22 protein-coding genes are annotated in these 20,774 nt (G+C 47.1%); 6 read left to right on the top strand and 16 right to left on the bottom strand.

Translation table 11 applies throughout. From position 1 onward, the window contains the following. Positions 1-61: 61 nt before the first annotated feature. From OA79_RS09245 to OA79_RS09215, 7 genes are all read right to left on the bottom strand, one after another. The gene (locus tag OA79_RS09245) at positions 62-1,024 is read right to left on the bottom strand and encodes a TRAP transporter substrate-binding protein (protein WP_063332945.1); all 963 of its coding nucleotides are present in this window, start codon (positions 1,022-1,024) and stop codon (positions 62-64) included. Positions 1,025-1,119: 95 nt separating this feature from the next. Next, positions 1,120-1,920 carry a putative hydro-lyase gene (locus tag OA79_RS09240; protein WP_063332944.1) on the bottom strand — a complete coding sequence of 267 codons (801 nt, stop codon included), beginning with the start codon at positions 1,918-1,920 and terminating at the stop codon, positions 1,120-1,122. Positions 1,921-2,011: 91 nt separating this feature from the next. Beyond that, positions 2,012-2,926: a LysR family transcriptional regulator gene (locus OA79_RS09235; RefSeq protein WP_063332943.1), complete on the bottom strand. Its 915-nt coding sequence runs from the start codon at positions 2,924-2,926 to the stop codon at positions 2,012-2,014. A 90-nt stretch (positions 2,927-3,016) separates the two neighbouring features. After that, on the bottom strand, positions 3,017-4,153 hold the full coding sequence (locus OA79_RS09230; RefSeq protein WP_063332942.1) for an ABC transporter permease: 1,137 nt from the start codon (positions 4,151-4,153) through the stop codon (positions 3,017-3,019). Continuing rightward, on the bottom strand, positions 4,143-5,063 hold the full coding sequence (locus OA79_RS09225; RefSeq protein ID WP_063332941.1) for an ABC transporter ATP-binding protein: 921 nt from the start codon (positions 5,061-5,063) through the stop codon (positions 4,143-4,145). Before OA79_RS09225 ends, OA79_RS09230 begins: the two co-directional genes overlap by 11 nt. Beyond that, on the bottom strand, positions 5,060-6,007 hold the full coding sequence (locus tag OA79_RS09220) for an HlyD family secretion protein (protein ID WP_063332940.1): 948 nt from the start codon (positions 6,005-6,007) through the stop codon (positions 5,060-5,062). The genes OA79_RS09225 and OA79_RS09220 overlap by 4 nt, the downstream gene beginning before the upstream one ends. Further along, positions 6,004-6,648: a TetR/AcrR family transcriptional regulator gene (locus tag OA79_RS09215; protein ID WP_063332939.1), complete on the bottom strand. Its 645-nt coding sequence runs from the start codon at positions 6,646-6,648 to the stop codon at positions 6,004-6,006. The genes OA79_RS09220 and OA79_RS09215 overlap by 4 nt, the downstream gene beginning before the upstream one ends. Positions 6,649-6,807: 159 nt before the next feature. On the opposite strand from OA79_RS09215, the gene OA79_RS09210 reads away from it, so the two are divergent. Beyond that, the gene (locus tag OA79_RS09210) at positions 6,808-7,410 is read left to right on the top strand and encodes a DUF502 domain-containing protein (RefSeq protein ID WP_231908841.1); all 603 of its coding nucleotides are present in this window, start codon (positions 6,808-6,810) and stop codon (positions 7,408-7,410) included. A gap of 77 nt (positions 7,411-7,487) precedes the next feature. Next, the gene (locus OA79_RS09205) at positions 7,488-8,714 is read left to right on the top strand and encodes a TIGR03862 family flavoprotein (protein WP_063332937.1); all 1,227 of its coding nucleotides are present in this window, start codon (positions 7,488-7,490) and stop codon (positions 8,712-8,714) included. Between the two features lie 68 nt (positions 8,715-8,782). Here OA79_RS09205 and OA79_RS09200 read toward each other — a convergent pair whose 3' ends face one another. The 3 genes from OA79_RS09200 to OA79_RS09190 form a co-directional block, all read right to left on the bottom strand. After that, entirely contained in the window at positions 8,783-9,334 is a 552-nt protein-coding gene (locus OA79_RS09200) for a porin family protein (protein ID WP_063332936.1), read from the bottom strand. Positions 9,335-9,728: 394 nt separating this feature from the next. Beyond that, entirely contained in the window at positions 9,729-10,871 is a 1,143-nt protein-coding gene (locus OA79_RS09195; RefSeq protein ID WP_063332935.1) for an OmpA family protein, read from the bottom strand. Positions 10,872-11,167: 296 nt separating this feature from the next. Then, entirely contained in the window at positions 11,168-12,067 is a 900-nt protein-coding gene (locus tag OA79_RS09190) for an NAD(P)/FAD-dependent oxidoreductase (protein WP_063332934.1), read from the bottom strand. 134 nt (positions 12,068-12,201) lie between these two features. On the opposite strand from OA79_RS09190, the gene OA79_RS09185 reads away from it, so the two are divergent. The 4 genes from OA79_RS09185 to OA79_RS09170 all read left to right on the top strand — a co-directional run bounded on the left by OA79_RS09185 (position 12,202) and on the right by OA79_RS09170 (position 14,571). Then, complete coding sequence (locus OA79_RS09185; RefSeq protein WP_063332933.1) at positions 12,202-12,651, top strand: Rrf2 family transcriptional regulator; 450 nt, start codon at positions 12,202-12,204, stop codon at positions 12,649-12,651. Between the two features lie 173 nt (positions 12,652-12,824). Further along, a complete protein-coding gene (locus OA79_RS09180) occupies positions 12,825-13,196 on the top strand; it encodes a VOC family protein (RefSeq protein WP_063332932.1) in 372 nt (123 codons plus the stop codon). A 223-nt stretch (positions 13,197-13,419) separates the two neighbouring features. Beyond that, positions 13,420-14,211 (top strand): DODA-type extradiol aromatic ring-opening family dioxygenase, encoded by a 792-nt coding sequence (locus tag OA79_RS09175; RefSeq protein WP_063332931.1) that lies wholly within the window; start codon positions 13,420-13,422, stop codon positions 14,209-14,211. 177 nt (positions 14,212-14,388) lie between these two features. Continuing rightward, positions 14,389-14,571, top strand: coding sequence for a hypothetical protein (locus OA79_RS09170; RefSeq protein ID WP_063332930.1), 183 nt, complete (start codon positions 14,389-14,391; stop codon positions 14,569-14,571). 124 nt (positions 14,572-14,695) lie between these two features. Here the strand turns inward: OA79_RS09170 and OA79_RS09165 are convergent, their stop codons facing one another. From OA79_RS09165 to OA79_RS09140, 6 genes are read right to left on the bottom strand one after another with little or no spacing between them, the layout of a single operon-like run. After that, positions 14,696-16,417 carry an ABC transporter substrate-binding protein gene (locus OA79_RS09165; RefSeq protein ID WP_063332929.1) on the bottom strand — a complete coding sequence of 574 codons (1,722 nt, stop codon included), beginning with the start codon at positions 16,415-16,417 and terminating at the stop codon, positions 14,696-14,698. Positions 16,418-16,477: 60 nt separating this feature from the next. After that, entirely contained in the window at positions 16,478-16,750 is a 273-nt protein-coding gene (locus OA79_RS09160; protein ID WP_063332928.1) for a DUF2160 domain-containing protein, read from the bottom strand. Positions 16,751-16,761: 11 nt separating this feature from the next. Then, the gene (locus OA79_RS09155) at positions 16,762-17,622 is read right to left on the bottom strand and encodes a carbohydrate ABC transporter permease (RefSeq protein ID WP_063332927.1); all 861 of its coding nucleotides are present in this window, start codon (positions 17,620-17,622) and stop codon (positions 16,762-16,764) included. A gap of 8 nt (positions 17,623-17,630) precedes the next feature. Then, a complete protein-coding gene (locus OA79_RS09150) occupies positions 17,631-18,500 on the bottom strand; it encodes a carbohydrate ABC transporter permease (RefSeq protein ID WP_063332926.1) in 870 nt (289 codons plus the stop codon). Next, positions 18,490-19,620, bottom strand: coding sequence for an ABC transporter ATP-binding protein (locus OA79_RS09145; protein WP_063332925.1), 1,131 nt, complete (start codon positions 19,618-19,620; stop codon positions 18,490-18,492). The genes OA79_RS09150 and OA79_RS09145 overlap by 11 nt, the downstream gene beginning before the upstream one ends. A gap of 2 nt (positions 19,621-19,622) precedes the next feature. Continuing rightward, positions 19,623-20,711 carry an ABC transporter ATP-binding protein gene (locus tag OA79_RS09140; protein ID WP_063332924.1) on the bottom strand — a complete coding sequence of 363 codons (1,089 nt, stop codon included), beginning with the start codon at positions 20,709-20,711 and terminating at the stop codon, positions 19,623-19,625. Between the last annotated feature and the right edge of the window lie 63 nt (positions 20,712-20,774).

Here is a 20,774-nt window from a genome sequence, read left to right as displayed (position 1 = left end):
GAAGAAACCAGACGGTGTGAGAAGGTCAAATACTGCATTTAGATGACCTTCAAGAAAGTACTTAGTTTTGGTAGCGAGTTAAGATATCGCCAACTTCTTTTGGCGCTTCGGCTTTCCATTCCTCTATCATAGTGGCACCAATGGCTTGCAGCTCGTTAAGCAATTCAGGAGACGGGTCGCTTACTTGCATACCATTAGCCGCCAATTTTGCTTTGTCGCTCGCGGCGCGCTCCGCAACCTTTTCCCAGCCTAGGGCTTCGGCGTTTTTCGCTGCTTCCAAGATGGCACTCTGAGTGTCTTTATCAAGACGACGGAAGGCGCGTTTATTGACCACAACAATGTTCTTCGGAATCCATGCTTTGACGTCGGTGTAGTAGTTCACATAGTCCCAAGCTTGGCTATCCACACCTGTAGAAGGTGAGGTGATCATGGCTTGAATGATGCCTGTACTGAATGCTTGTGGAATGTCTGGTACCTGAATGGTTGTCGGCGTAGTGCCCATTAAATCAGCCAAACGTGATGTGGATGGGCTGTAAGCGCGCATTTTCGAGCCCGCTAGGTCGCTTAACTTAGTGACCGGCATCTTGGTGTAAAGACTTTGTGCTGGCCAAGCAACGGCATACAACATTTTCATGCCACTTTTATCCAGTTGTTGCTCAACTTGTGGTTTGGCGGCTTCCCAAAGTTTTTTGGCATCGTCAAAAGAGGTGGCCAAGAAAGGGATGTTGTCGTGTTTAAAGACAGGGTGTTCATTGCCCAAAATACCGATAAAGACTTCACCCATCTGTACTTGGCCAGTTTTTACCGCACGAGGAATTTCAGTGTGCTGTACTAAAGAGCCTCCAGAATGAACGGTAATGTCTAAGTCGCCACCTGTTTTATCTTTGATTTCTTCAGCAAAACCGTAGGCGATTTGCGTCGGTAGGTTGCCGTCGCCGTAAGGCGTTGGCATATGCCATTTAGCGGCGTAAGCGGAAGTGGACAGTACACTGCCCAGAACCAGAGCGGTCGTGAGTTTTTTCATTGTTCCTTATCCTTTCGTTGAAGGGTTAGTGTTGTTTTGATTTTGTTATAAAGCGCCGCCTCGCCTGGGAGGGAAGGCCGCGTAAAGCAAACGGACTAAAGAACCGCTAAATCGGTATCTAATAAATCCGTGACCAGCATTTTGCCTGGTGCATGGGTGATACAGAACGGTGGTTTGGCATTACGTACAGCGACTTGTGGCGTGACACCACAAGCCCAAAAAACCGGTACTTCACCGTCTTTTACCGACACTGGATCACCGAAATCTGGTTGGTTAAGGTCTTTAATACCAATGTCTTCTGGGGTGCCAAAGTGCAATGGCGCCCCATGAGCTTTTGGAAAACGTGTGGTGATTTGAATGGCTCGAATCGCGTCTTTTGGCGTGTAAGGACGCATGGTCACTACCGTATTGCCAAAAAAACGGCCAGCAGGCGTGGTCGGGATCGTGGTTTCATACATGGAAACATTGACGTCTTCGGTAATGTTGCGTGGTGTTAGACCCGCTTGCGATAAGGCATTTTCAAACGAGAACGAGCAGCCCAATACGAACACCACCAAGTCATCGCGCCACAGATCGGCGATGTTTGCACGGCTTTCTACTTTGACACCATCGCGATATACATAGTATTCAGGCACATCGTGTCGCATGTCGATGTCTTTACCTAAATCGGGTAAGTGGTAATCCCCTATTTCGGATACGCCGATCAGAGGGCAAGCAACAGGGTTTTTCTGACAGTACAATAAAAATTCGTTAGCCCAATCGGCGGGTAGAATGACAATATTACCCTGCATGGTACCCGTAGCGAGGCCACTGGTAGGCCCAGTATGCGCTTGCTGGCGAATGGCTTGTCGCAGTTCGTAAGCTTGTTGTGCGAGTGGCTTAGCCGATGGGGTCATAGGAGTGTTCCTTATTTTTGCACATTTTGTTTTTCTTAGAGTAGTGTTCCTCGCCATGAAAAGTCTAATCGTGTTTTTTTGGGTTATTTGATCAATTAATTTTATCAAGCAAGGTGTTTTCGTATTTTTGCGCGGCTTCTATTGCCAAATCAACGGCCATTTCAGCCAGAGGGTTGAAAGGCTCATCCGAGTATGAAGCGGTGAATTTTAGATCATGCGGCGTCCATATGGTGTGTATCTTGCGCAGCACATTGTCTTCCAATTCCTTGCTGATCATGATGTCGGGCAAAGTAGCGATGCCAACGGCGTCAATCGCTAGGCTGCGGATGGCCGCCAGCGACGTGGATGCATAAAAGTGCGCTGGGTTGCCTTCTAAACTGCGAAATTTCTGTACGATTTCCGCATAAGGTTTGGTGGATTTAGCGTAGGTGATAATTGGCCAAGGTGTCAGTTCTTCGAGATAAAGTAAGCGCTCTGGTAAGGCCAATTTTGGGCTGCATACCCAAGAGAGCGCGAAGGTGCATAAATCATGGTTGACTATGCTGGGTTCTGAAATGGGGCCCATTAATAAACCCAAATCCAAGGTTCGGTCTTTCACGCCTGCGGCTAATACAGTGGTGATGTCCACGGTTAATTCGACGTTTAAATTGGGTGATTTTTTATGTAGCCGTGCTAAAAAATCGGGTAGCCAAGTGTTGACTATGGTTTCGGAAACGCCCAAACGTAATACTCCAGAATACGCTGTATCAGCCTCGGCGCGTTTGCGTAGCTGTTCCGTTTGAAACAAGATTTTTTCTATATAGGGCAGTAATTCTTTGCCTTTTGGCGTCAAAATGATCGGGCTGGAACCGCCTTCGCGTTCAAACAGTTTCACGCCAAGTTCTTCTTCCAAGCCAGAAATGCGAGCCGAAATGGCCGGTTGAGTCGTGTGTAAGCGCTCCGCAGCTTTACGAAAACTGCCTAACGTGGCAACCCAAACAAAAGTTTCGAGGCGTTTGTAGTTCAAAGCAGACTCCTGTGCAGCGGCTATTTATATTTCATTTATTATGCTGCAAGTATAAGGCCGAAACGACAGGTGTCACCTATCGTATTGTCGTTAGCCCAGCTTTTTGCGAAAACGTAGAGAGGCGATTAATAGACCGCACAGAATAAAGGTAACTAGCCAAATACTGTCTTTTAACAATTCAGTGAGCATGGCATCACGCAACACAATCGCACGTATCATGCGCATAAAATGGGTGGCGGGTAGGCACTCGGCAATCCATTGGGCCACGTTTGGCATGGCTTCGTAAGGAAACATGAAACCGGATAATAATATTGATGGTAGCAGGATAAAAATGGTCATTTGCATTGCTTGCAGCTGGGTTTTAGCAAGGGTTGAGATGACGAGCCCTAGGGTTAGGCTGGCGAAGATAAAGAGTAAGGCCGCGAGTAATAAACTGGTGAGTCCACCCATTAATGGCACCGAAAACACCCAATACCCTATGCCCAAGATAATACCCACTTGGATTAAGCCGACCAACACATAAGGAATGATCTTACCTACCATGAGTTCAATCGAGCGGATGGGGGTATTGATCAAAAACTCCATGTTGCCTTGTTCTCTTTCTCGGACGATGGCCGTTGAGGTAAAGAGGATCATGGTCATGGTTAAAATCACCGCCACTAGACCAGGTACTATGTTCACCACCGTACGCTGTTCAGGGTTGAAAAAAGGCACCACGGCGAAACTGGCGACCGCTTGTTCGGTGGTACGATTGCCTACGGACTGTAAGGGCATATTTTGCAGGGCTTTGATGGTCGAGGTAATCACAGTGTCAGACCCGTCCACCAACCATTGTCCAACGGGACGTGTAAACACCTGAGGCGCGATTTTTTGCCCAGAATAATAATTAGGGTGTTGTACTAGGCGGCTGACAAAATCGCTTGGTAGATAAAGAACCGCGCGGACTTCGCCGGTGACTATGGCTTGCTGTGCGCTGTTAATGTTTGGGTATTCTTGTTGAAAATCGATGCTTTGGCTGGCTTCCAAGTCACTAATTAAAGCGCGACTTTCACTGCTTTGACTGAGGTTTACCACACCTACTGGAATGTGTCTGGCGTCTGTATTAATGGCATAACCAAATAACAGCAACTGTACCAATGGAATCATAATCACCATGCCAAAGGTCATCTTGTCTCGCGACAGTTGTTTAAGCTCTTTGCGTAAGACGGCGTAAATCCTAACCCACATGGCGGCCTCCTGTGCTGACCACAAACACATCTTCCAGATTTGGGCGTGTCATGGCGACCTGATGTTGAGGGCACAGTTGCCGCATGAATTCTAATGGCGCGGCTTGGTTGTCCTTTACCAACACTCGTAAGTAAGTACCGACTTGCGCGGCAGAAAGCACACTTGGATGTTGGGTTAATTGTTGTTTAAGAGGACGCAATGCGTCCCCAGACACTTCAATCACACTGGCAGGCAGTTGGGCCATGAGGTCTTGAGGTGAGCCATCGGCACGTTTATGGCCTTTCTCGAGAATCGCTAAGGCATGACAACGTTCTGCTTCGTCCATGTAATGGGTGGACACTAGGATGCTGGTACCTGAGGCACTTAAGTCAAACAAACGTTCCCAAAATTCACGACGATTTTCTGGGTCGACCGCTGACGTAGGCTCATCAAGAAACAGCAGTTCAGGAGAGTGTAAGGTGGCACAAGCTAAGGCTAATCGTTGTTTTTGCCCGCCACTCATAGAGCCTGCATGTTGTTTGTGTTGCGCCGTGAGATCGTACAGAGCCAGCAATTCATCAATGCGCTGTCGAGCGCGTTTACCGGTAAAGCCGTATATAGCCGCTACGAACTGCAGGTTTTCTTTGACACTTAGGGTGTCGTATAAAGAGAATCTTTGCGTCATATAGCCCAAACGACGCTTGAGGTTTTCTTCATTGCCTTTTAAGGATTCCCCTAAAATGTGAACTTCGCCGCTGGAGGCTTCTAATAAGCCTGTGAGTAAGCGAATTGAAGTGGACTTGCCGCAGCCATTCGGACCTAGAAAGCCGTAAATACAGCCTTTGGGAATGCTCAAATCCAGTTGATTAACGGCAATATGTTGACCAAACTGCTTACTCAATCCTTTGGCTTCAATAGCGAGCTGGGTCATGGAATGCGTACCTCCAAGCTCATGCCTGTGGCGAGGTGATCCGCATCATTCAGCCGCACATCGGTCAGGTACATCAAGCGATCTCGATCCCTTTCGTTGAGGGCATAAAAAGGCGTAAAGGCAGGCGTGGCTCGGATATGACTAATTTGCCCTGTTAAAGGAGCGGCTATGCCGTCCACATAGATGTTCACTTGACTGCCTACTTGAACTTTATTGAGTGCCTGTGCAGGTAAATAAACGCGAGCATAAACGCGTTCACTCGATAACAGACTGACCAGTTGCGTGCCATTGGAAACGGTTTCCCCTACGTGCCAGGGTAAGCTATCAATAATGCCATCGTGATTGGCTTTAATGGTTAAGTCCAACAGCACTTGCTGTTGCCAAGTGACCGCAGCCAAAGCATTGGCGACGTCGGCTTGCGCGGCCTGAATGTCTTGTGACTGAGCGCCATTTTGTAACTCGTCTAGTCTTGCTTGTTGAGCTGCCACGGCGGCGCGTTTGGCTTCTAACTGACTCTTTGCTGCGTCTAAATCTGCTTTTCCTATGGCTTTTTTACGAAACAACTCGCTGCTTCTTTGATAGGCTAACGTTGCATTATTGCTCTCAGCTTGTGCCACATTCCGTTCCGCTTGTGCGGCGGCAATCTGTTCATCACGCGTACCCGATAAGAGTTTGTTGAGGGCCGCTTGAGCTTTGGCTAGTTCGGCTTGGCGTTGTTTGAGCAAGGCTCGTGCTTTGCGATCATCGAGTTGTATTAGGGTGTCGCCAGAGTGCACCGTCTGCCCTTCGTTGACCCAAATTTGGCGGATGGTTTCGTTGGCAGTCGCCGACAACAAAATGCGGTCTCTTTCTAGAGTGCCCATGGCGATATGTTCCGCTTCTTGCTGGCAAGCGCTTAGGGTAGATAGGAATGCAAGAGAGATAAGAATACGGCACACTTTCATTGGTCTTCTTCCTCTTGTGGGTTGAATAATCCATGTTGTAATAAAGCATGGTTATGTTCGGCGAGCTGTAACAGCCAGTCTTGGGACAATTCAATGCCAAGCCCTTGCTGAATGTACTTGGGGGCCAGCAAGGGAAAGATCATCAGGCTCAACAGGCTTAGACGAATCCACTCAGGGTTCAGCGCGGGGTTGACCTTATGTTGCTGACGCAGTTGTTGCGCCCAGTGTTGTGAACGCAGCAAGACTTCATCAAATATGTTGGCCAGTATGCTGAAGGCATCGCCACTATCATGATGATTAAAAATTTCTTGAATCAATCTTGGCAAACTTGGATTGGCCGACATCATTCGATAATAAGTTTGCATCAAGGTGAGCGGCGTTAAATCTTCTGCATTGTGGTGGCGCTGACGAAACAAATTGAGTATGGGAGACAGGGTGTCTTTTACCATGGCTTCGAACAGGTTGGCTTTAGAGCCAAAGTAATAACGGATCATGGCCGCATCAACGCCTGCTTGTTGGGCGATATGACGGGTGGAAATCTTACGGTATCCATAACGACTGAAGCTTTCTCGTGCAGCGTCTATGAGCGCTTGGCGTGTATCTTGCTGATCCCCTTTTGGGCGGCCTATCTTACTGGTCATGAAAAGTCCCTGTTGTTATTCATCACTTGATGAATATAGGCCTTTTCGGTGCACTGTGAAACGAATTAAATTCCTCGTATCGCTTGCTTTTGAGGAATTTGTCCACACACTAAGAGGCAAGATCAGACTTGCTGTGCTTCATACTATGAGGCGATGGAATTGGATAATTTGACTATGAATAAATTGGTGTCTTTGTTGTTAAAAGGCTTGGTGGCTGTATTGCCGATCGGCTTAACGCTTTACCTTATCTATTGGTTACTGTCGACTGGCGAGGCGTTGGCGAAACCGCTGATCTTGCTGTTTATCCCAGAGGATTACTACTTTCCAGGTGTTGGCTTAACAATGAGTTTGGCGACCTTGGTATTGGTGGGTTTGCTGGTAAATCTATACGGCATTCGCTATCTGGTGAAACTCAGCCATAACCTGTTGGAGCGTATTCCTTTAGTGAAGTCCATTTATGGTGCCTTTAAAGACATGATGATGGTCTTCAATTTGTCTGAAAAAAAGGACATGAAAAGCGTGGTGTCCTTGGAGTGGAATGGCGCACAGGTGATTGGTTTTGTGACCGGTGAACAAACTGGAAAAAAACTGTTTCCTGATCAAGGGTTAGTGGGCGTGTATGTGCCGCTGAGTTACCAAATTGGTGGCATTACCTTGTATATCGCTCGTGACCGATTAACAGAGCTTGATATCGGAGTAGAGGAAGCCATGCGATTGACATTAACCGCAGGTGTACAAAGTCAGAAAGGGACCTCTGAGTAAGGTGATTATGCTTGATCTCTTGGTGATCTGGGGGAATTTCATTATCATGCTTTTCTTTTTGAATTGAGTGGGTAGTCATGAAGAAAAATGTCATGGTGATTGGCGCCGGTCCAGCCGGATTAATGGCGGCAGAAACAATGGCGGCGGCCGGTCATCAGGTTCATGTATACGATGCCAAACCCAGTGCCTGTCGGAAATTTTTATTGGCGGGTGTGGGGGGGATGAACATTACCCATTCAGAAGCCTATGACGACTTTATTCAACGTTACTACGACAAAGCTGAATGGTTATCCAGTGCGGTACGACAATTTGATAACCAAGCCTTATGTGACTGGATTCATGGCCTAGGAGTCGACACCTTTATAGGCAGTTCCGGCCGCGTCTTCCCAACGGATATGAAAGCCGCGCCTTTACTTCGACAATGGTTGTCGCGCCTGCGTGAAGCGGGTGTGGTATTTCATATGCGCCACAAAATGGTATCGCTAAGTTCGGGTCGAGCGACGTTTGATCACCAAGGTGAGACGGTCATCGCTGATGCGGATGCGATTGTTTTAGCGATGGGGGGCGCCAGTTGGCCAAAACTCGGTTCAGACGGTGCTTGGCAATCTGTACTCGCTGAACAGGAGATTACCTTATCGCCTTTGCGCAGTGCCAACTGTGGTTTTTATAGTCATTGGAGTGAGCATTTGCGTAGCAAATTTGCTGGCAGTCCATTAAAAGGCGTGGCTTTTTCCATGACCCTAGCCAACGGTCAGACAGTCAGCAAAAAAGGTGAGTGCATCGTCACCCAAGATGGCATGGAAGGCAGCTTAATTTACGCTTTTTCAAAGTACCTGCGCGATGACATTGAGGCGCAAGGAGAAGCCAGTTTGTCCATCGATTTACTGGCTGACATCAGTGAGCAGCAGCTGGTGGCCAAGTTGTCCTCTCGAAAAGCCAAAGAATCTTTTAGTAAGTACCTGAAACGCTGCGTAGGCTTAAGTGGTGTTAAAGTAGCTTTATTGCATGAGTTGTTTGCTAAACAGGCGTTATCTTCGCCCAAGGCGTTAGCGCATGCCATTAAACATCTACCGGTTTCTTTTTATCAGACCAAACCCATTGCTGAAGTGATCTCCAGTGCCGGTGGCGTGTGCGAAGCCAGTCTCGACGACGACTTGATGTTATGTCAGATGGAAGGTGTGTTTTGCGCAGGTGAAATGCTGGATTGGGAAGCACCAACGGGTGGTTATCTGCTAACGGCCTGCTTTGCAACAGGACGCCTCGCTGGACAAGGTGTGTGCCGTTGGTTGACAACAAGGCGCTGATAGTCCTACCAGCATTGCATCCTAGAAAAACGCCCAGCATGGCTGGGCGTTGTTGTGTCCATTTAGGTTTAGTTACTGTACTGCAACGCGGGTTCACCAAAGGCGTATTGCACACCAATGGACGCCACATTGTCTAAGTAATTGTCTTCAATGTCTTTTACCAAACGAAAGTCGGCGCGTAGGCTAACATCTTGGTTTAGCGCGTATTTCACACCACCACCGGCATTGATCAACAAGTTAGTGCTGGCATCTGTGCCATCCACATCCGTTAAACCTACCCCAGCCGCTAAGTAAGGCGTTAAGTCCACTTGAGTGAATTTAGGCAAGCTATAAAGACCGTCGACTCGATATTGATCCAAGTCGTGATCACGGCCACGTTTTCTTGCATCAGAGTGCAGGTAAGTGGCTTCGATTGCTAATGGACTATTAAATTGGTAACCAAGGCCAAGAGCGTAAGCATGATCATTGCCTGCATCACGATCGTTATCTGTATTGTAGAAGCCAATACTTGGGGTCAAGGTGAAGCCGGGTTTACTCGGCTCGGCATAAGCCATCGTGGTTAAAGTAGAAGCCATTAGGACTCCGCTGAAAAGAGTACGCTTAGTAAATGAAATCGCCATGTTAATTCTCCTAATGCACTGAATTTAGGAACACAGATGGATGCGCTGCGTTCCGCTTCAGACTTTAGGTTACGCCCATTGAACGAGAAATAAAGAGAGCGAAAAACTAATAAAAACAAAGGGTTGAACTCTATTTATGTATTCCTGACAGAGGCTTTACTTGGCGAGAGAGTTATTTAGCTAAATGGGCAGCAAGTTTGCGTTTAAGGTGTAGGAATTCGGATTTAAATTACAAGAATTTTGCAGTGGTACAGACTTTTTAGAGCGCCATTTAACGTCAATTAGGGAGGAGGGAAATGAATAAAGCGGACAAAAAAAAGCCCAATCTAAGATTGGGCGTGCCTAAATGCGAATCGCTCTGTGGCAATCATTGGGAAGCTTGAATGCCGGTGATTTAAGCCTGATTGTCCGAGATCACAGCGACAACACGACGGTTTGCTTGACGATGCTCGGCCGAGTCATTGTCGAACAATGGCTTATCTTCACCGTATCCGATGGCGCTCACACGATTTTCAGGAATGCCGAAGATTTCCACTAATACATCGGCAATGGCATTGGCTCGTTCTTCCGATACTTTTTGGTTGTAACTGGCGGCACCGGTATCGTCTGTGTGACCTTCAATGACCACAGTGGTATTGGGGTTTTCCATTAGGAACGTGGCCAGTTTTTCAACTTCTGGGTAGAACTTCTGCGGGACCTGAGTTTGGTTACTGGCAAACTGAATATTCAATTTAATGGGTGGTTGTGCTGCGACAACGGCAGCTTGCTCGGACAGGCTTGGTTCCGTGCCGTCAGCCGTCACTGGTGGCTCAGGTAATGGCTCTTCTTGTTCTACCGTGTTTTCCATTGGCGGGTTGTCTTCAGTGATCACAGGCTGCTCTATTTCTGTGATGGTTTCAGGTTCATTTGCTGGCGTTGTATCAGCCATTTCATCTGTTGCTTGATCGACATTTTCGTCATAGTCGATAGGTTGAAAATCCATCTCCTGACTGGCTTCGTGGTTCCCTTTATGGCCAAACGTCATTTGTAAGCCAATAGAAGAGACCTTGTCGACGTGATGATCTTCGACGTCATTTACTAGACGAAAATCGGCGCGTAAAGCAAGCGAATCATTGATGGCGTATTTCAAACCACCACCGGCATTAATCTCCACATTATTGTCTGCGTTGGTGCTAAAGTCCGTTGTGCCAACCCCTGCGGCTAAGTAAGGTGTCAGATTATAGCGAGAGACATTAGGCAAGTGGTACAAACCATCCAAGCGATACTGATCTACGTCGACTTTATTGCCGGTTTGAGCTGATTCTGTGTCAGCATTGAGGTAAACAAATTCGACCGCCCAAGGGTTGTCGAATTGGTAGCCTAAGCCTAAAGAATAAGCGGTGTCATTTTCTTCATCGCGGTCATTGTCCATATCGTAATGACCAATACTTGGGGTGATGGTGAAACCAGATTGCGGTTGTGCCAAAGCGATGGATGAAAAAGAAGCGGCAGCGACTAAGCTGCTGATCAGTGTGCGTTTTGCAAAAGTAAAAGACATGGTTTATCTCCTGATAAGTGTCTGGGGTGTTGGGTGCTTATTGACAATAAGCGTTGTGCTTTTTTTCAGAATAAGCGGGTTTTAAACGCCAGAAAAGACACCCCGTAATCGCTTGAAAAGCCTTTAATTACAGGGGATTGCACTATCATGACGGAGAGTTTACTTAACAGGCATTTTCAACACGTTGAGGTAGAAAGTAAGGTCAGTAATTGGCTAGGAAGGATGGAATTTATTACAGGAATTTTGCACTTAAAAAAGTCGAAAAATGCTATCCGTCGCATTTTTCGGCCAGACTATTAAGTGTCTTGGATTAAGGCGTGATGGGCTCCCACGCCAGCCATCACCCCAGCAGCGGATGCAAAAGTGGCATTTTGCATGGGGTTAACCGTATCTCCTGCAGCGAACAACCCCGTAATATTGGTTTGTTTCATCTCATCGGTTTTGACTACTAACCCTAACGGGCCTTCTTCAAATTCACAGCCGAGTTGCTCGGCTAATGAACTGGCCATATGGGTTTTAGGGGCCACAAAAATGCCACCAATCTGAATGGTGCGACCATCGGCGAGATAGAGACTGGTGATTTTGGGTGGTCGACCAAGGACTTCAATCACTTCAGTACGTTCTATGGTAACGCCGCGTTTGATTAGTAAGGCTAACTGCTCCTCATCTGGCTCAAACTGACCTTGGGTGAAATAGGTGGTTGGTCCCCAGTCTGGCAGCATAGCGGCCTGATGAATGGAATGAGGGCTGGTGGCGATGACGCCCAAGGACTGATTTCTTAACTCATAGCCGTGGCAATAAGGGCAGTGGGCAACAGTGGCTCCCCAGCGTTCTCGTAGGCCGGGAATATCGGGTATTTCATCTTTTAGACCGGTTGCCAGAATCAACTTTTTGCTGTGTATCGTCTGACCATTTCCTAAGGTGACATGAAATAGATCGTCTAGTTTTAAAGCGGTTTTGGCCGTGTCTTCAATCAGGGTCACTGTGGGGTATTTTAGTAATTGGCGCTGTGCTTCTTGTTGAATTTGATGAGGGGATACGCCATCCAGTCCAAAAAATCCGTGAGATTGGTTAGCAAAACGATTACGTGGTTCGCCAGCATCAATAACGGTGATCTTTCTTTGCCCGCGAGCCAACTGCATCGCGGCAGATAACCCCGCGAAACTCCCCCCAATGATAATAACTTCTTCAGACATGCTTTTATCCTCAGTCAAATTTATTTAAGAAACATCATAAGTTACATGAAAATACAAAGTCAACACATGAAACTTTTAATGTTTCGTGAAATCTTGAGGTAGAATGCTCACAGATTTTAAGGCCGAGGTAAGTCATGAGAAAAGACAGTCGTTTATCACGTATGTTGCATGTACTGATTCATATGGATCGTTTGGGAAGTCCTGCGACATCGGAACGCATTGCCAAGATGCTAAACACCAACCCTGTCGTCGTAAGGCGCACCATGGCAGGATTACGGAAACAAGGCTATGTCACCTCTGTCAAAGGGCATGGTGGTGGTTGGTCTTTGGCGATGCCGTTGAATAAGATTAGTTTGCTGGATATCCACAATGCACTAGGTGAAAGCTCTGTGTTTACTATTGGATTGTCTGATGAATATACCCATTGCCCCATTGAGCAAGCCGTTAACAAAGCCATTAGTGACGTTTTAATTGAGGCGGAGTCTCTGTTGTTAGAGCGTTTTGGTGAGGTTTCGTTGGACGTTCTAGCGGAAGGCTTTACTGACTTGCCGTCCCCTTCTTTTGCTAAGGACGAGGGGTGTTAAATGACATGCATATGCAGTCTGCGCCTTGTTGGCAACTGTGGCTCTTATTCTGCCTCGAACCCGCTTAACGACTGCTGACATAAACTAACCATTGTGCTGTTTAGCATAGGGAATAACAGGTATAGGCTGTAAAGCATGCCTGTTTGTGTGTGATTTTAACGAAGGAGAAGCGCGTGGAACTCTCAAATTTTCCAATTTTCTATGTCGATGATGTGCAAACCAGTGTGGATTTTTATCGTCCACTTTTTGAGCGAGATCCAGTGGATCAGCAAGACAGTTTTGCGCTTTTTGTCAGTGAGTCAGGTAATAAATTTGGTTTGTGGGCTTGGTCTGATGTGGAGCCGAAAGCCGATAGCGTGGTGTCTGCAAGTATGGAAATTGCTCTTGAAGTCAGTAATCTGATAACCCTACAAATTCACTACCGTAAATGGTCGGAGCTGGGTGTGGAAATTATCCAAGACATGAGCGTGATGGATTTTGGTACCAGCTTTACCGCACTGGACCCTGATGGACATAGACTCAGAGTCTTTTGTTACGAAAAATAAAATACGAGCAATAAGGCCTGAAATAGCCACTTAAGTGTGGGCTTTTTTTATACCAAAATGAAACGTTTAAAGACTTTAGATAAAAACTATTTCGTATTTGGAAATTATGGATTAACTGAACGCATATTGAACAGCTGGGGCCCCGAGCCTAGACTGAGGGCAATTCCATTGGTTCTTTTTCAATCAGTTTGAACCCATTAAACCCAGTTACGAGGTGTTGTTTATGTTACCGACTTATTTTATTTCTCATGGTGGTGGTCCTTGGCCTTACATGCCTGACATGCGCGCTATGTTGGCAACGTTGGAAACGGCCTTAGCTGACATGCCGAATCAGTTAACCGAGCAGCCAAAAGCCATTTTAATGATTTCCGGACATTGGGAGACCAAAAAGCTGGCGGTCCAGTCGAGTCCGGCTCCTGGCATGGAATACGATTATTATGGTTTTCCAGAGCATACTTACAGCGTTAAATACGCCGCGCCAGGCTCTCCTGAGGTAGCGGCTCGAGTTGCAGAATTGTTGTCAGCGGCAGGCATGCCAGTGGATTTAGATGATAAAAAAGGCTACGACCACGGAGCCTTTACGCCCATGGAGATCATGTACCCTAATAAAAACATGCCACTGATTCAGTTATCCCTGAAGAATAACCTAGATCCAGCCGAGCATTTGGCCATCGGTCGAGCGTTGCGCCCACTTCGTGAAGAAGGTGTGTTGATCGTGGGCAGTGGGTTGAGCTATCACAACTTACGTTTGTTTGGGGCACAAGCGAAAGTCCCTTCGGCTCAATTTGATGAGTGGCTACAAACGACCTTGATGTCTTCTTCTCCCGAGCAGCGTCATGAGCGTATTGTGGCATGGGATAAAGCACCGCAAGCGCGAGTATGTCACCCTAGAGAAGATCACTTTATTCCGCTCATGGTGGCGTTAGGGGCTGCGGAAGAGGCTGAAGCGACAAGGGTTTATCATGATAAAAATGTGTTTGGTGGCGTCACAGCATCCAGTTACCGTTTTGATTGAAGACGCGGTAATGTGACGGTTTTGTTTTTTATTAGCATTTGTTCATGCAAGATCGGATCGGGTTTTAAACTAAAATTACGATTTTTTACACAGACTTTTCTTTTAAATCCGCACAAAACGAAGAAAGCTCAGCTATGGTTACTGGTGTTATAAACAATGTTCGCAAGGAGCACGTCGATGAAGCAGGAAACAGATAAGGATTTAAAGCACCTAACTCAATTGCTGGAAGACCTTGAGCAAATATCCTTAGACGATATTGCTAAATTCCCAGAAGATAAGCAGCACCTGATGGCTGAAACCATTGAAAACCTTCAAGACCAACTAAAAGAAGTGGTGAATGACAGTAAGCTTTTGCACTGATCTGACCGTAGGCGGTTAACGGGTAAGTAAAACATGACAAGGTGCGACTGAATTAGCGAATGCAAGATTAGAAATGAAAAGACCGGCAGGAAGCCGGTCTTTGTGTTTTAGGCGTTAGCTTAACTTATTCCCAAGAACGCAGTAGTTCGTCGTAAGATACCGTGACACCTTGTGGTTTCTCATTCGACAGTTTCGCTTTAGGTGAACCCGGCTGGGCCAACCAATACGCTTCGTCACGAGGCGTATTCAGTTTAGGGCCACAGTTGTCTTGTACTTTCGCACGTTCCAGACGTTGCATCACTTTATCCTGTGCCGCTGCAAGACCATTCAAGGCTTCTTGTGGCGATGCTTCACCACTGGCGGCTTGTGAAATGTACTGCCACCAAAGCTGTGCTAGCTTAGGATAGTCTGGCACGTTAGTACCTGTTGGTGACCATTCTTTACGAGCAGGCCCTTTATAGAACTCAACCAAACCACCTAGTTTCGGTGCGGCTGCGGCCATTTCAGGTGAGTTGATGTCTGACTCACGAATTGGCGTTAGACCCACCAAGGTTTTTTGTAGCGAGACGGTTTTAGACGTAGTGAACTGAGCATACAACCAAGCCGCTAGACGACGATCATCCGGCGTTGAGTTCATGAAGGTCCAAGCACCAACGTCTTGATAGCCTTTTTTCATGCCCTCTTCCCAGTATGGCCCAACTGGCGACGGCGCCATACGCCATTTCGGAGAACCATCTTCGTTCACAACAGGTAGGCCTTTTGCGGTCATGTCTGCAGTGAAAGCGGTATACCAGAAGATTTGCTGAGCCACGCCGCCTTGAGCAGGTACTGGACCGGACTCAGAGAAGGTCATGCCTTGCGCTTCTGGTGGCGCGTACTTACGTAACCAATCGACGTATTTCGTTGTGGCATACACGGCCGCAGGACCATTTGTTGCGCCACCACGAGAAACACTGGAACCCGCTGGGTGACAGCTTTCTACACGAATACCCCATTCATCAACGGGCAAACCATTTGGAATGCCTTTGTCTCCGGCACCCGCCATAGAGAACCAAGCATCGGTGAAACGCCAGCCTAGAGATGGGTCTTTTTTACCGTAATCCATGTGACCGTAAACCGGCTCGCCATCAATGGTTTTCACTTTGTCGGTGAAGAATTCCGCGATGTCCTCATAAGCAGACCAGTTCACTGGTACACCTAGGTCATAGCCATAAATGGATTTGAATTTTGCTTTCAAATCGGCACGTGCAAACCAGTCTGCGCGGAACCAATATAGGTTGGCGAATTGCTGGGTAGGCAGTTGGTATAGTTTACCGTCAGGTCCAGTGGTAAAAGACAGACCAATGAAATCGTCTAGGTCCAATGTTGGTGACGTATAATTTTTTCCGTCGCCTTTCATCATGTCAGAAATCGGCACTACTTTACCGTAACGAAAGTGCGTACCAATGAGGTCTGAGTCATTAACATAAGCATCATAGATGTTACGACCGGATTGCATTTGGGTTTGTAGTTTTTCGACCACGTCCCCTTCTTGAATCAAGTCATGGTTTACCTTGATGCCCGTGATTTCTTCAAAGGCTTTGGCTAAGACTTGTGATTCGTATTTGTGGGTAGTCAGAGTTTCGGATGCGACATTAATTTCCATACCGCGAAACTTCTTCGCGGCTTGAGTAAACCAACTTAACTCATCAAGTTGCTGCTGTTGGGTTAAAGTGGAAACTGAAAATTCGTCCTTCACCCACTTTTCCGCTGCATCTGAATACGCATCTGCCCATAGGCTAGCTGAGTGCAACATAACAGCAAAGGGCAAGGTGGCCAGTGCAATTTTTTTCTTATTGTAGCGCATGATTTACCTCAACAATTTTAGTTTTTTGGCTTCCTGCCAAGTTTTCCATAAGGGCAACCGTTAACCCCAGCGCATTAGGATGATCATCCAAAGAGCGCATAGGACGGTTGCTATCGCAATACTCACACTTGTTAGTGCAACAAATGCAAGGTGGATAAAAGCACTGCTTAGCAGGCCAATAAACAAACGATCTCCTCGGGTGGTGGCCAGTGGTAAAAAGCCACGGCGCTCCACACTAGGTGAGATGATTTGCCAGACGGTCATGCTGACCAAAATGGCCGCAATCCCGATAAAAAACAGAGCGGTTGGTAGTGTCCAAGACATCCAAGCCATGATATTTCTCCTTACACTCGACCAAGGGCAAAGCCCTTAGCGACATGGTTACGAACAAAGTAGATAACAAGCATGCCAGGAATAATGGTGAGCACACCGGCGGCGGCCAACAGCCCCCAATCCATACCGGAGGCGGACACCGTCCGCGTCATAATGGCCGCAATGGGTTTCGCGTCTACGGAGGTTAAGGTTCTTGCTAGCAAGAGTTCGACCCAAGAGAACATAAAACAGAAGAAGGCGGTTACCCCAATGCCTGAACGGATCAAGGGAATAAAGATGCGCACAAAAAAGCGTGGGAAGGTGTAACCATCAATGTAGGCGGTTTCGTCAATTTCTCTTGGCACACCACTCATAAAGCCTTCTAAAATCCATACGGCGAGCGGCACGTTAAATAAGCAATGCGCTAGTGCAACGGCGATGTGGGTGTCGAACAAACCAACCGACGAATACAGTTGGAAGAACGGCAGTAAGAAAACCGCAGGGGGCGCCATACGATTAGAAAGCAGCCAAAAAAACATGTGCTTATCGCCGATGAACTTATAACGACTGAAAGCGTAAGCGGCAGGCAGCGCCACTAAGAGACTGATGATCATGTTCATCGACACATAGAAAATGGAATTGACGTAGCCCATGTACCAGGTCGCATCACCAAAGATTTTGGCGTAATTTTCTAGGGTGAAATTTTCAGGGAAGAAGGATAGCCCGCTGAGAATCTCGGTGTTGGTTTTAAAGGACATATTGACGAGCCAATAGATTGGCAAGAGCAATAGGACAATGTAGAGCACAAGACCGAAACGACCACGCCATTGGGCATGTCGAGCCTTACGTTCGGCGGTGCTATGAACCGGTGCTTGCGTATTAGAAGGTGTCATAGTAGCCCCTATTTATCTTTCTGCATGTTCATGATGGTGGTATAGAAAACCCAGCACACCAACAAGATGATTAAGAAGTAAACCAGTGAGAAGGCCGCCGCTGGGCCTAGGTCAAACTGACCAATGGCTTGCTGCACGAGCGCTTGGCTCAAAAAGGTTGTTGAACTACCTGGACCACCACCGGTTAAGACAAATGGCTCGGTATAAATCATGAAGGAATCCATGAAGCGCAATAACACACCGATAATCAGCACATTGGTTAGCTTGGGTAGTTGGATATAGCGGAACACCGCCCAACGTGAAGCACGATCGATACGCGCCGCTTGATAGTAGACTTCTGGAATGGCTCTTAGGCCTGAGTAGCAGAGTAAAGCGACCAAAGGAGTCCAATGCCAAACGTCCATCAACACAACGGTTAACCAAGCGTCAGTCGGGTCCGATGCGTAGTTGTAGTCAACGCCGATGTAACTCATGAAAGCGCCAAATAAACCGATGTCAGCACGGCCGAAAATTTGCCAGATGGTGCCAACGACGTTCCAAGGGATCAACAAAGGAATGGCCACCAAAATGAGCGCAAGTGAAGCGCCTTTTCCTTTCGTCGGCATCATCAGCGCCACACAGATACCGAGTGGTATCTCAATGGCTAAGACCGTGAAGGAATAGATAAACTGACGTAATAGAGCATCATGCAGACGGCTGTCGAGCATGACTTGTTGGAACCACTCGGTGCCAACAAAGTAGCGCGTTGATGGGTCAAAAATATCTTGTACGGAATAATTCACCACCGTCATCAAGGGGATGATGGCGGAGAAAGCCACAATTAAGAAAACGGGCAGTACAAGAAACCAGGCTTTATTATTTTCGACTTTAGTTTGCATCTTGTGTCTCCTGTTTAGGCTCGACTAGATAGTCATTGACATACACCTTGGTCCATTGCTCAGGGAAGCTGACGTAGACTTGTCCTGATGGGATTTTCTGGTCTTCGCTGAGTCTCGCTTTCATCATTTTTCCGTTAAATAGGAAAGACAAAATTTTGTAGGTGCCAAGGTCTTCTACATAGTCGACTTCTACCAAGAAGGCATCATCACTTTTGCCATCCCAAACGTGTACAAACTCAGGACGGATTCCCAGAGTGACTTTATTAACTTGCATGTCAGAAAGTTGCGAAAGCATGGTTTGGCTGGCGGTGATGTCATATTCACCAAAACGAATCGCAGTAGTGCCATCGGTTTGCTGAATCAGATCGGCCTCGAAGAAATTCATGCCAGGGCTGCCAATGAAATAACCCACAAAGGTATGAGCCGGATTTTCAAATAGCTCTCTTGGGGTGCCAAACTGCACAATTTGGCCGTTATACATGACGGCAATTTTATCGGCGAAGGTAGAGGCTTCTAGCTGATCATGAGTGACGTACACCATGGTGATGTTAAACTGCTCATGAATTTGTTTGAGCTTACGGCGCAGTTTCCATTTCAGCTGAGGGTCAATGACCGTGAGTGGCTCATCAAATAAAATAGCGGAAACGTCATCTCGTACTAAGCCGCGCCCCATTGACACTTTTTGCTTTTGGTCAGCAGACAAACCTTTGGCTTTGCGTTTTAGCTGTTCCGTGAGTTCTAGAATTTCCGCCACTTCATGTACTTTCGAGCGTACTTTGTATTCTGGAACGCCAATGTTGCGTAATGGAAAGGCTAGGTTGTCGTACACGGACATGGTGTCGTACACCACAGGAAACTGAAACACTTGCGCGATATTTCGCTCTTCAGGTTTGAGCTCATTGACGCGTTTACCATCAAATAAGACTTCCCCCTCTGAAGGCTCCAGTAGGCCTGAAATAATATTCAATAAGGTGGATTTACCACAGCCAGAAGGCCCCAGCAGAGCGAAAGCTCCGCCTTGTTCCCACACGTGTGTCATTTCTCGAATGGCGTACTCTTTTTGACCATCTGGTTTTTCGCCATAGCTGTGGGCGAGTGAATTAAGCGTAATTTCTGCCATGATTATTGCTCCCTCATACGTGCTGGAGAATGCACCATTTTACCTTCACTATCAAAGGCATAGAGTTTATGGGTGGGGAAATAGACCTTAATGTCTTGATCCACTTGGTATTCATGAACGCCAGACAGGTGAAGTACCAAATCAAAATGCGAATTGTGAACGTGTAAAAAGGTCTCTGAGCCACTGATCTCGGCGAGATCGACTTTGACAGGAAGCTCTAAGTCGTCATCTGAATGGGGAACCAAACCAATGTGTGAGGCTCTCACTCCGAATTTATAGAGACCTGGCGTTAGGCCCCTTAGGTCACTGTTTAGGCGGAAGTGAACAGTTTCATCAAAGGTGACTTCTTCCTCACTGACGCGACCAGGCACCAGATTGATCGGCGGTTCGGAGAACATTTCGGCGGTGATGATGTCTTTCGGCTGATGATAAACCTGCGCCGTTGGCCCCATTTGCAATAATTTGCCTTCGTGAAGAACGGCGGTGTTGCCGCCAAGGGCAAGGGCTTCGTTGGGTTCCGTGGTGGCGTAGATGGCAATACAGTTACGCGCTTTAAACAAGGCCCTGAGTTCTTGTCTCAGTTCTTCGCGAAGTTTGTAATCTAGGTTCACCAGAGGTTCATCAAATAGAATGATTTGTGAATCTTTTACTAAGGCCCGAGCCATCGCTGTTCGTTGTTGCTGTCCACCAGACAGTTGCAGTGGTAATCGATCTAGAAAAGGGTCGATGCGCAACATGGTGGCTGTTTCCCGAACCCTTTGATCCACCTCAGCTTCATCCATTTTGGCGAGTCGCAAAGGTGAGGCGATGTTCTCGTAGACCGTAAGATTGGGGTAATTGATGAATTGCTGATAGACCATTGAGATATTGCGCTCGCGAACAGGGAGTCCGGTTACGTCAACACCGTTCATAAGAACGCTTCCTGTGGTAGGTCGATCAAGACCTGCCATCAGTCGCATTAACGTCGTTTTACCAGACAAGGTGCGCCCAAGTAACACGTTGAAGGAACCTGGCTCAAGCGTCATGTTGACCTTGTCTATCCAAGTTTCACCCTCAACAACGCGCGAGACATTTTGCAGCGTCAGAGACATGTTTAGAACCTTATTTGTTGTTATTGTTTTCAATGCCGCATGTGTTCAGTGTGAATTGCAAAA

The sequence above is a fragment of the Marinomonas sp. TW1 genome (assembly GCF_001625355.1).
In the GTDB taxonomy this organism is placed as follows: Bacteria; Pseudomonadota; Gammaproteobacteria; order Pseudomonadales; family Marinomonadaceae; genus Marinomonas.
The sequence above is the reverse complement of the archived record's forward strand: the minus strand, read 5'-3'. Positions and strand labels throughout refer to the sequence as shown.